10 protein-coding genes are annotated in these 11,017 nt (G+C 68.3%); 8 read left to right on the plus strand and 2 right to left on the minus strand.

Annotated features, from left to right (window positions below):
* Positions 1-120 precede the first annotated feature (120 nt).
* From ZRA01_RS08535 to ZRA01_RS08550, 5 genes are all read left to right on the plus strand, one after another.
* Positions 121-1,638 carry an FAD-linked oxidase C-terminal domain-containing protein gene (locus ZRA01_RS08535; protein WP_141351244.1) on the plus strand — a complete coding sequence of 506 codons (1,518 nt, stop codon included), beginning with the start codon at positions 121-123 and terminating at the stop codon, positions 1,636-1,638.
* Positions 1,638-1,793, plus strand: a complete 156-nt coding sequence (locus ZRA01_RS20520; RefSeq protein WP_170182927.1) for a hypothetical protein — start codon at positions 1,638-1,640, stop codon at positions 1,791-1,793. The genes ZRA01_RS08535 and ZRA01_RS20520 overlap by 1 nt, the downstream gene beginning before the upstream one ends.
* Positions 1,786-2,850, plus strand: a complete 1,065-nt coding sequence (gene glcE, locus ZRA01_RS08540; RefSeq protein ID WP_141351246.1) for a glycolate oxidase subunit GlcE — start codon at positions 1,786-1,788, stop codon at positions 2,848-2,850. Before ZRA01_RS20520 ends, glcE begins: the two co-directional genes overlap by 8 nt.
* 3 nt (positions 2,851-2,853) lie before the next feature.
* Positions 2,854-4,098 carry a glycolate oxidase subunit GlcF gene (glcF, locus tag ZRA01_RS08545; protein WP_141351247.1) on the plus strand — a complete coding sequence of 415 codons (1,245 nt, stop codon included), beginning with the start codon at positions 2,854-2,856 and terminating at the stop codon, positions 4,096-4,098.
* 241 nt (positions 4,099-4,339) lie between these two features.
* Positions 4,340-5,188 carry a PP2C family protein-serine/threonine phosphatase gene (locus ZRA01_RS08550; protein ID WP_141351249.1) on the plus strand — a complete coding sequence of 283 codons (849 nt, stop codon included), beginning with the start codon at positions 4,340-4,342 and terminating at the stop codon, positions 5,186-5,188.
* A 139-nt stretch (positions 5,189-5,327) separates the two neighbouring features.
* Here the strand turns inward: ZRA01_RS08550 and corA are convergent, their stop codons facing one another.
* Entirely contained in the window at positions 5,328-6,344 is a 1,017-nt protein-coding gene (gene corA, locus ZRA01_RS08555) for a magnesium/cobalt transporter CorA (RefSeq protein WP_246093457.1), read from the minus strand.
* A 221-nt stretch (positions 6,345-6,565) separates the two neighbouring features.
* On the opposite strand from corA, the gene ZRA01_RS08560 reads away from it, so the two are divergent.
* From ZRA01_RS08560 to ZRA01_RS08570, 3 genes are read left to right on the plus strand one after another with little or no spacing between them, the layout of a single operon-like run.
* Positions 6,566-7,690: an NAD(P) transhydrogenase subunit alpha gene (locus ZRA01_RS08560; RefSeq protein ID WP_141351253.1), complete on the plus strand. Its 1,125-nt coding sequence runs from the start codon at positions 6,566-6,568 to the stop codon at positions 7,688-7,690.
* 11 nt (positions 7,691-7,701) lie between these two features.
* On the plus strand, positions 7,702-7,986 hold the full coding sequence (locus ZRA01_RS08565) for an NAD(P) transhydrogenase subunit alpha part 2 (protein WP_141351255.1): 285 nt from the start codon (positions 7,702-7,704) through the stop codon (positions 7,984-7,986).
* Positions 7,986-9,359, plus strand: coding sequence for an NAD(P)(+) transhydrogenase (Re/Si-specific) subunit beta (locus ZRA01_RS08570; protein ID WP_141351257.1), 1,374 nt, complete (start codon positions 7,986-7,988; stop codon positions 9,357-9,359). Before ZRA01_RS08565 ends, ZRA01_RS08570 begins: the two co-directional genes overlap by 1 nt.
* Before the next feature lie 195 nt (positions 9,360-9,554).
* Here the strand turns inward: ZRA01_RS08570 and ZRA01_RS08575 are convergent, their stop codons facing one another.
* Complete coding sequence (locus ZRA01_RS08575; protein ID WP_141351259.1) at positions 9,555-10,235, minus strand: hypothetical protein; 681 nt, start codon at positions 10,233-10,235, stop codon at positions 9,555-9,557.
* Between the last annotated feature and the right edge of the window lie 782 nt (positions 10,236-11,017).

The following is an 11,017-nucleotide window of genomic DNA, read 5'->3' on the forward strand; positions in this document are numbered from 1 at the left end:
GAGGCCGCTGGCCGGCACTGCCCGCCCCACGCCTGCGGGCAGTGCCGGCCAGCGCTTTACCCTGTTGTGTTCCCACGTCTAGACTTCGTTCAAACCGTAATACGTGCAGGAGAGTGGCCGATGAGTGGCAATGCCCCGGATGCAAGCAGCCTCGGCCAGGCCGAGCGTGATTTCTCGCAGGTGGACAAGCACCGCCTGGTGACTGCGCTGGCACGGGTGCTGCCGCCCACCTGCCTGCTCCACGACCTGGAAGACTTGCGCCCCTACGAGTGCGACGGCATGGCGGCGCTGCGCCAGCTGCCGCTGGTGGTGGCCTTGCCCGAGACCGAGGCCCAGGTGGTGGACATCCTCAAGATCTGCGCCGAACAGGCCGTGCCGGTGGTGGCGCGGGGCGCCGGCACCGGTCTCTCCGGCGGCGCCCAGCCGCACCGCTTCGGGCTGGTGCTGTCGCTGGCGCGCTTCAAGAAGATCCTGCAGATCGACGCCCACGCCCGCAGGGCGGTGGTGCAGCCCGGGGTGCGCAACCTGGCCATCTCGGAGGCAGCCGCGCCCCACGGCCTGTATTACGCGCCTGACCCTTCCTCGCAGATCGCCTGCACGATAGGCGGCAACGTGGCCGAGAACTCCGGCGGCGTGCATTGCCTCAAGTACGGGCTCACGCTGCACAACCTGCTCAAGGTGCGCGGCGTGACGATGGCCGGCGAGGTGGTCGAGTTCGGCAGCCTCGCGCTGGACGCGCCGGGCTACGACCTGCTGCCCCTCGTCACCGGCTCGGAGGGCATGCTGGCGGTGGTCACCGAGGTCACGGTGCGGCTCACCCCCAAGCCCCAGCTCGCCCAGTGCGTGCTGGCGGCCTTCGACGACGTGGTCAAGGCTGGCGACGCGGTGGCTGCGATCATCGCCGCCGGCATCATCCCGGCCGGCCTCGAGATGATGGACCAGCCGGCCACCGCGGCCGTCGAGGAGTTCGTGCACGCCGGCTACCCCCTCGACGCCCAGGCGATCCTGCTGTGCGAGGCCGACGGCACGCCCGAGGAGGTCGCCGAGGAGATCGCCCGGGTTCGCGCGCTGCTCGAGGCGAGCGGCGCCACCGAGGTCCGCGTGTCCCGCGACGAGGCCGAGCGGATGCGCTTCTGGGCCGGGCGCAAGGCGGCCTTTCCGGCGGCCGGGCGGATCTCGCCCGACTATTACTGCATGGATGGCACCATCCCGCGCAAACGCCTCGGCGAGATGCTGCAGGCGATCCAGGCCATGGAGCGCAAATACGCCATGCGCTGCATCAACGTCTTCCATGCCGGCGACGGCAACCTGCACCCGTTGATCCTCTTCGACGCCAACAAGCCCGGCGACCAGCACACCGCCGAGGCCTTCGGGGCCGAGATCCTCGAGCTGTCGGTGGCCCTGGGCGGCACCATCACCGGCGAGCACGGGGTGGGCATCGAGAAGATCAACCAGATGTGCGGCCAGTTCGCCACGCCGGAGATCCTGGCCTTCCACCGGGTCAAGGCGGCCTTCGATCCGGCCGGCCTGCTCAACCCGGGCAAGGCCATCCCCACCCTCAACCGCTGCGCCGAATACGGCCGCGAGCGGATGGGCAGCACGCGCCAGCCGGCGCACCCCGAGCTGCCGCGCTTCTGATGGGGACGATCCCGGAGGGCTGGCTGCAGTTCCTGTTTGTGGCGGTGCCGGTGCTGTCGCTGGTCGGCGCGTGGATGGGTTTGCGCACCGCTGGGCGGCTGGCGGTGCGCCGGCAGCACGACATCAAGAAGAAAAAGGGAGACGAGCTTGAATGATCTGATCGAGGCCTGGCGCGAGCAGGTGCGCTCCGCGGCTGCGGCCGGCGGCTGCATCGCCATCCGCGGGGGCGACACCAAGGCTTTCTACGGCCGGCCCACGGCGGGCGAGCCGCTCGATACCCGGGGCTTGCGCGGCATCGTCAGTTACGAGCCGAGTGAGCTCGTGGTGACGCTGCGGGCCGGCACGCCGCTCGCCGAACTCGAGGCGCTGCTCGCCGAGCGGGGGCAGATGCTGGCCTTCGAGCCCCCGCGCTTTGCCCCCGGCGGCACCGTGGGCGGCTGCGTGACAGCCGGCCTGGCGGGCCCAAGGCGGGCGGCGGTGGGCGGGGTGAGGGATTTCGTGCTCGGCCTGCGGATGATCGACGGCCGCGGCGACTTGCTGCGTTTCGGCGGCGAGGTCATGAAGAACGTGGCCGGCTACGACGTGTCCCGGGCGATGGCCGGCAGCCTGGGCACCCTGGGCCTGATCGTCGAGGTGTCGCTGAAGGTGTTGCCGCGCCCGCCGGCCGAGGCCAGCCTGCGCTTCGAACTCGACGAGGCCACCGCCCTCCACCGGCTCAATGCCTGGGGCGGCCAGCCGCTGCCGATCTCGGCCAGCGTGTGGCGGGATGGCGCACTCACGCTGCGCCTGGCGGGCGCGGTGGCGGCGGTGGATGCGGCGCTGCGCGGGCTGGGCGGCGAGCGCCTGGCGGCCGCCGAGGCCGACGCCCTGTGGGCCGGGCTGCGGGATCATACCGATGCCTTTTTTGCCGGCGATAAGCCCCTGTGGCGCCTGTCGGTGCCGCCGGACGCGCTGGCGGTGGCCTTGCCCGGCGCGCAGCTGGTGGAGTGGGGCGGGGCCCAGCGCTGGTTGCGCTCCACGGCGCCGGCCGCCGACATCCGCGCCCGCACGGCGGCCCTCGGTGGCCACGCGACGCTGTTCCGCCACGGCGAGCGCAGCGGGGACGTCTTCCATCCGCTGCCGGCGCCGATACGCGCGCTGCAGCACAATCTCAAGCGTGCATTCGACCCGGCCGGCGTCTTCAACCCCGGCCGTCTCTACGAGGGCCTGTGAGCCATGCAGACCAATCTTGCCGATTTCATCCGGGACACGCCCGAGGGCCGCGAGGCCGAGGAGATCCTGCGCAAATGCGTGCATTGCGGCTTCTGCACCGCCACCTGCCCGACCTACCAGCTGCTCGGCGATGAACTGGACGGCCCGCGGGGGCGCATCTACCTCATCAAGCAGGTGCTCGAAGGCCAGCCCGCCACCGCCCGGACACAGCTGCACCTCGACCGCTGCCTGAGCTGCCGGTCGTGTGAAACCACCTGCCCGTCGGGGGTGAAGTACGGGCACCTGCTCGACATCGGCCGCAAGGTGGTCGACCAGCAGGTGCCCCGGCGCGGGGCCGAGGCCCTCAAGCGCGCAGCCCTGCGGGAGGTGGTGCCGCGGGGCGCGGTGTTCGGCGCGGCGCTGGGGCTGGGCCGGCGCTTCAAGCCGCTGCTGCCGCAGGGGCTGGCTGCCAAGGTGTCGCCCGCCGCGCCAGCCGGGCCCTGGCCGGCGCCACGCCACGCTCGGCGGATGATCGCGCTGGCCGGCTGCGTCCAGCCCGCGATGCGCCCGGCCATCAACGCCGCCACCGCGCGGCTGCTCGATCGGATCGGGGTGTCGCTGGTCGAGACGCGGGGGGCCGGGTGTTGCGGCGCGGTGCGCTTCCATCTCGACGACCAGGACGGCGGGCGGCACGATGCGCGGCACAACATCGACGCCTGGTGGCCGGCGATCGCTGCGGGCACGGTCGAGGCCATCGTCGTGACGGCCTCGGGCTGCGGCGTGCAGGTGAAGGATTACGGCCATCTGCTCAAGGACGACCCGCGCTACGCCGACAAGGCGGCCCGCGTGTCGGCCCTCTGCCGCGACGTGGCGGAGGTGCTGGGCGCCGAGGCTGCGCGCCTCGAGCCGCTGCTCGCAGCCCACGCCGCCGGGCGCCCGCGGCGGCGCATCGCGTTTCATGCCCCGTGCAGCCTGCAGCACGGCCTGAAGATCCGCGGCGTCGTCGAGGCGCTGCTCGGCGCCGCGGGTTTCGAGCTCGTGCCGGTCCGGGACGGGCATCTGTGCTGTGGTTCGGCGGGCACCTATTCGCTGCTGCAGCCGGAGATTTCCCGCCGTTTGCGTGACGACAAGCTCGATGCCCTGCAGGGGGGCGGGGCCGAATCCATCGTCTCGGCGAACATCGGTTGCATCGAACATCTGGGCAGCGCGGCCAAACTACCTGTCCGGCATTGGGTCGAGCTCCTCTTTGATGATGAAAATGTCACGTAAACGGCCTGAAAGCCCAAAGGGGCCTTTAGTTCGAAAGATATAAACGGTTAAACTTCGTGAATCGTGAATGGCGCGTCTGCGCGACGGAGAACCACAGTGATCGAGCATTTTTTTTCTCGCAGCCGGATAACCGGATCGCACGGGGAAAGCCTCCGCTCGTTTTCTGGAGCCAGCTGCGGCTGCCTTTCGGGCCTGGGTTCAGTGCCCGGCGTGCAGCTTTCGTGTTAACGTCCTGAGTGTCATGTTGAATCCGCCCCTCTCATCCTTGTCCGCGCCCGAATCGGTCAGCGCGAAAAAACGTTACCAGGCCGAGGCCTGTGTGGCGAAGCACACGGGCGACCGTAGCGAGCAGCAGGATCGCGCCGCGGTCTTTGCGCACCCGACCCGCAAGGGCACGCTGATGGCCGTGCTGGCGGACGGCATGGGCGGCCATTCGGGGGGCGCCATGGCTGCCGAGCAGGTCATCCTCAAGGCCAAGCAGAACTTCGAGGCCTTCGCGCCCGCCTCCGAAAGCCCCCAGGATCTCCTCCGCAGCATCATCGACGAGGCCCACATCGTCATCAAGCTGACTCGTTTCACCAGCGAGCAAGACCCGCACAGCACCGCGGTCGTCTTCATGATGCAGCCGGATCGGGCCGACTGGGCCCACTGCGGCGACTCGCGCTTCTATCATTTCCGGCGGGGCGAGCTGGTCACCCGCAGCCTCGACCATTCGCTGGTCGAGGAGCTCGTGCGCAAGGGCCGCCTCGATGCCGAGGGCGCCCTGCGCCACCCCAACCGCAACGTGCTGCTGTCCTGCCTGGGTTCCGAGCGGGAGCCGCGGGTCGATCTCGGGCATGCCTCGCCGCTGGCCGGCGGAGACGCCTTCCTGCTGTGTTCCGATGGGCTGTGGGCCTACATCACCGAGCAGGAGATGGGGCACATCCTCGACACCCAGTCGCCCCGCGACGCCGCCTCGGCCCTTATCGAGATGGCGCGACAGCGCGCCCGGGGCGGCGGTGACAACATCTCGCTGGCGGTGGTCAAGCTGGTGGAGGTCAGCCCCCGGCTGCGCACCGAGGTTGCCCGCTACGGCGGCTTGAGCGGCTGAAACGGCCCGGGCGGCCGGGTTTGGCGCGCCGCAGGCCGTCGCCTGCCGTTTTTCCCACTGATTTCAATAGCCGCCGTGTCAGGCACGGGGCGCTGGCGGCTGCGCCCCGTGCCGGCAGTCGGCCAGCCTTATCTGCGTTTCAGCGGGTCCGCAGCCAGTTGCGGCGCCAGAAGGCCGCGGCCATCACGGTTGCCGCGCCGCCCATCACGCCCAGCGCAATCCAGAAACCCTCCGGGTCGTCGAGGAGGGGCATCGTGTGGAAGTTCATCCCGAATATGCCGGCGATCAGGGTGGCCGGCATGAACAGGGTGGTCAGCACGGTGAGGATGCGCACCTCGGTGTTCAGGCGGTTGCTGACGCTCGACAGGTAGATGTCGAGCAGGTCGGCGAGGAGGTCGCGCACCGACTCGAGGGATTCGAGCACATGCACGGTGTGGTCGTAGATGTCCCGCAGGTAGAGCCGGGTGTCGGCGGTAAAGAAGCCGTTGTCGGCCCGCGACAGGGTGTTGAGGATCTCCCGCAGCGGCCAGATGGCCCGGCGCAGCACCAGCGCCTCGTGCTTGACCCGGTTGATCTCGGCCAGCAGGGCCGGGTTGGGCCGGCTGAGGGCCTCATCCTCGAGGTCTTCGGCCATGTCCGAGAGGTTGTCCAGCATCACGAAATAGCGGTCCACAAGGGTGTCGAGGAGCGCGTAGGCCAGGTAGTCGGGGCCGTGGGCGCGCATCGCGCCGTGCTCCGCGCGCAGGCGCTCGCGCACCGCCTCGAAGGCGCCGGTGGCGCGCTCCTGGAAGGTCAGCACGAAGTTGCGGCCGAGCACGATGCTCACCTGGTCGGAGGTGAGGCTGCGGGTCTCGGTGTCGAAGTCGAAGCAGCGCGCGACGATGTACTGGTAGTCGGTGTATTCGTCGCTCTTGGGGCGCTGCTGGGTGTTCAGGATGTCTTCCTGGACCAGCGGGTGGAGCTTGAAGCGCCGGCCGATCTCGGCCATCACCGTCGGGTCATGCAGCCCGTATACGTTGAGCCACATCTTCTCGCGGTTCGCATGGTGGCCGCGGGACGCTTCGAGAGATTCAAAAAGGGTTTCGGTGACGCCGCGGGCGTCGAACTCGATCAGCGTGATGCTGGGCTTGTCGGTCTTGATCTCGCCGATGTGCACCAGTGAACCTGGGGGTAACCCTAGCTTTCGGGTTGGGCGGGTTCGTTTCTTGCTAGACTTTCGCATCGTTACCCAGCTATTTGAATGAAATGATCGATTTCTCCCGCCGTGGGCGCACCCGTTGCCCATATGCTGGCCGGAGAAGACACCAGATTACTCCCCGTTCGCGCGTTTTCGCCGGCGACGGCCACTGAATTCCAACTACCCACTGAGGAGCTTCCATGCCTCTGGTCATCGGTGTGACCAAAGAGTTTACGCCGGGTGAGCGCCGTGTTGCGCTTGTTCCGGATGTAGCCAAGAAATATCAAGGGCTTGGTGCAGCTTTGCTGCTCCAGGCAGGTGCCGGCGCATCGGCTTATTATCGTGACGAGGATTTCGGCGCCGCCGAGCTCGCGGCCGAAGCCGGCCCCGTGCTGGCCAAGGCCGACGTGGTCCTCCAGGTCCAGCCGCTGGGCCTCGAGGACATCGCGATGCTCAAGCCGGGCGCCGTTCTGGTGGGCCTGCAGCAGCCGTGGTCGAGCCCCGAGCGGGTGAAGCTCTTGGTTGAAAAGCAGATCACCTGCTTTGCTCTCGAGCTGCTGCCGCGCATCTCCCGCGCCCAGAGCATGGACGTGCTGTCCAGCCAGGCCGCGGTGGCGGGCTACGAGTGCGCGCTGATCGCCGCCGACCACAGCCCCAAGTTCTTCCCGATGCTCACCTACGCCGCCGGCACCATCCGCCCGGCCAAGGTGCTGGTGATCGGTGCCGGCGTGGCCGGCCTGCAGGCCATCGCCACCGCCAAGCGCCTCGGCGCCATGGTGTCGGGCTACGACGTGCGCCCGGAGACCAAGGAGCAGATCGAGTCCCTCGGCGCCAAGTTCGTCGACACCGGCGTCTCGGCTGCGGGGGCGGGCGGCTATGCCCGCGAGCTGACCGACGAGGAGAAGCGCATCCAGGCCGACAAGCTCGGCCGGGCCATCGCCGAGTGCGACGCGCTGATCACCACCGCCGCGATCCCCGGCAAGAAGGCGCCGCAGATCGTGACCGCCGAGATGGTGGCGCGCATGAAGCCGGGCTCGGTGGTCGTCGACATGGCGGCCGAGAGCGGCGGCAACGTGGCTGGCACCCAGGCCGGTGAGAAGACCCTGGTCGGCGAGACCCTGGTCATCGGCCCGGTGAACATCCCCAGCCGGATGCCGGTGCACGCCTCCGAGATGTACGCCAAGAACCTCTACAACTTCATCTCGCCCTTCATCAAGGATGGCGTGCTCGGCCTCGACTGGGAAGACGAGGTGCTCGCCGGCGCCTGCCTGACCCACGCCGGCGAAATCCGCCACGCGGGCGTCAAGGCCGCGCTGGGCCTGTAAGGAGAAAACCCATGGATGGAATGCTCGCACTCTATATCTTCATGCTCGCGGCCTTCACCGGCTACGAGGTCATTTCCCGCGTGCCGGTGATCCTGCACACGCCGCTGATGTCCGGCTCCAACTTCGTCCACGGCGTGGTGCTGGTGGGCGGCATGATCGCCCTCGGCCAGGCCGAGACGCCCCTCGAGCAGGCCATCGGCTTTGTCGCCGTACTGCTCGGCGCGGCCAACGCGGCCGGCGGTTACGTGGTGACCGAACGCATGCTCGCCATGTTCAAGTCGAAGGAGAAGAACTGATGGCTATCAAGTGGCTGATTGACGCGAGCTACTTCGTTGCCGCGATTCTGTTCATTCTCGGCCTGAAGGGCATGAGCTCGCCGGTCTCGGCGCGCAAGGGCATCGTCTGGGCCGGTGTCGGCATGGTGCTCGCCACGGTGGTCACCTTCCTCACCCCCGGCATGGGCAACATGCTGCTGATGGTCATCGCCATCGGCCTCGGCGGCGTGCTCGCCTGGGTCTCCGGCAAGCGGGTCGCGATGACCGACATGCCCCAGATGGTCGCCATCTACAACGGCATGGGCGGCGGCGCGGCGGCGGCCATTGCGGCGGTCGAGTTCGCCCGCGGCGAGATGCACGGCACCGTGGTCACCCTGCTGGCCACGCTGGGTGCGCTGATCGGCGCGGTGTCCTTCTCGGGTTCGGTGGTGGCCTGGGCCAAGCTCCAGGGCGTCATGAACAAGGCCTTCCGGCTGCCGGCGCAGAACGCCGTCAACGTGGTGCTGGCCCTGGTGACCGTGGGCTTCGGCGCCGCCATCGTGATCGCCCCGCAGGTCGACCCGATGCTGGTGGGCGCGTTCTTCGTGCTGGCGCTGGTGCTCGGCGCCGTCATCACGCTGCCCATCGGTGGCGCCGACATGCCGGTGGTGATCTCGCTGTTCAACGCCTTCACCGGCCTGGCGGTGGGTTTCGAGGGCTTCGTGATGGGCATCCCGGCGCTGATCATCGCCGGTATCGTGGTCGGCGCGGCCGGCACCCTGCTCACCCAGCTGATGGCCAAGGCCATGAACCGGCCGATCAGCAACATCCTGTTCGTGCCGATGGCTGCCGCCGGCGGCGGCGAGGCGGTCGAGGGTGAGCAGAAGGAAGTCGGCGCGATGGACGCCGCGGCCATGATGCGCTACGCCAGCAAGGTCATCATCGTGCCGGGCTACGGCATGGCGGTGGCCGGCGCCCAGCACAAGGTGTGGGAGATGTCCGAGCTGCTCGAGGAGGCGGGCGTCGAGGTGGTCTTCGCGATCCACCCGGTGGCGGGCCGCATGCCCGGCCACATGAACGTGCTGCTGGCCGAGGCCGGCGTGCCCTACGAGAAGATCTTCGACCTTGAAGAGATCAACGCCGACTTCGCCCAGGCCGACGTGGCCCTGGTGATCGGTGCCAACGACGTGGTGAACCCGTCGGCGCGCACCGACAAGTCCAGCCCGATCTACGGCATGCCGATTCTCAACGCCGACATGGCGCAGAACGTCATCGTCGTGAAGCGCGGCAAGGGCACCGGCTACTCGGGCATCGAGAACGCGCTGTTCTACAAGGACAACACCCGCCTGCTCTACGGCTCTGCCCAGCAGGCCATCGGCGAGGTGATCCAGCACGTGAAGGCGATGTCGGTGTAAACCGGCAGCGCACCCCGCGGCGGCCGGTGGGTTGGCGGCTGCGGGGGGGGCTGGAGCCTTGAAGTGGAAAGGAGCGGCCTTCGGGCGGCTCCTTTTTTATTGTGCGCTCGTCCCGCTACAGCCGGGGTCGCCGCTACCTTGCAGGCGGGGCTGCCGTCGCCCCTGCACTCGGGCAGGCTGTGCGAGCGGGGCGGCTCAGCCCCCGACCGCCACATTGACCTCGCCGCTCCACTCGCCGACCTGGGTGTCGCGGAGGCGGTAGATGGCCTTGTATTTCCAGACGGCGCCGCTGGCGGGCCGGGTGCTGGTGTCGGTGTAGTCGGTGCCGCTGGTGATGGTGGCGAGACGGAAGCCCTGGCCGTCGTCGCGATCGGCCCAGATTTCGATGGCGTCGGCGTCGCCCTTGGGCCACTTGATGACCGGTTGGCCGGCCACGCTGCGGGTGTCCAGGACGGGCTTCCAGTCGTCGGGGGTGACGCGCTGCTCGGGGCCGATGATCTGGAGGTCGTGGCCGATCGCCTCGTTGTACTGGTGGGCCGTCTTGAGGCGGGAGACGAGGGCGATCAGCCGCGGCACGATGCCCGGAGCGACGTCCCGCGCCGGCACGGGCAGGTGGGGCAATTGGGGCCGCGGGTTCACGCGCACCCCGCCGTCACGCTGGAGGTTCTTGTAGGCCGTCCACTGCCGGGCGTTGGCCTGGATGCTGTCTGTGGAGGCGATGGCATGGCGGAAGGCCTCGGCGTCGGCCTGCAGGCTGGCGATGTCGGCGGCGCTGACTTCGAGGGTCTCGGCATAGGCCGGGAGGCGGCGTGCCAGGTGTTCGAGCAGCTGGGCCTTGCCGCTGTCGTCCCGGGGCAGGTAATAGTTCTTGGCCATCTTGGATCTCCTTGTGGTGGGGGGGCTGCAGCGTGAATGCGGGGGGCCGGAAAGGCCGGATGCAAAAACACCGGGAGCGGTGACGCCGCCGCCGGGCGATGTATTCGCGGCCCCAGGCGGCGGTACAAAATGCCGGGAATGGATGTAGAAATTGTCGATAGGCGCTACGCGATGATCGGAAGGCGACGCGCGATGATCGGAAGGTGGCGCGTAATCATAGGAAGATACCGTGCGGCCGATAAAAGATGGATTCCCGTGATCGGAAGGCATCGCGCTGCAGACAGAAGATGTCACCCTTACGCCGGAAGGCGTAGCGCCGCCGATGGAAGGCAGTAAGAAACACCTGCGTGGCGTGTCCCTGTCGTTATTACATTTCAACCGAGCATCGGTAGACGCTAAAAAGCATTCGGTAGACGTGTAGCCGTGACAAGGCGATGTGTTCCCTTGGTAAAGATGGGAGCCCGGCTCATGGAGAGTATCGTCGGAAAGCTGCTGCGACGCCGTCAAGGCCTGGGAGGGTGCGACTCGGGCTGTGTGTGCGGTGCTTGAGGAGTCGGACGGCATGGGGTAGGGGCGGCCGGTGAATGCAGATAGGGTTTTGGATGGGGCTGGCGGCTTATTTTTCGTGGATGATAAGGCGGGCGCCTGGGATAGGCAACGGAAAATGCGATGTGAGTATTTGCTGGGCTGTTCGCTGGCGGGGGGGCGCCGCTCTCAATCGATTCGGGGCCCTCGGCCGGGCCCTGTTCCGACAGTCTCGTAGCGCAGTCGGGTAGGTCAAT

It is taken from the genome of Zoogloea ramigera, assembly GCF_006539865.1.
GTDB classification, from domain to species: domain Bacteria; phylum Pseudomonadota; class Gammaproteobacteria; order Burkholderiales; family Rhodocyclaceae; genus Zoogloea; species Zoogloea ramigera.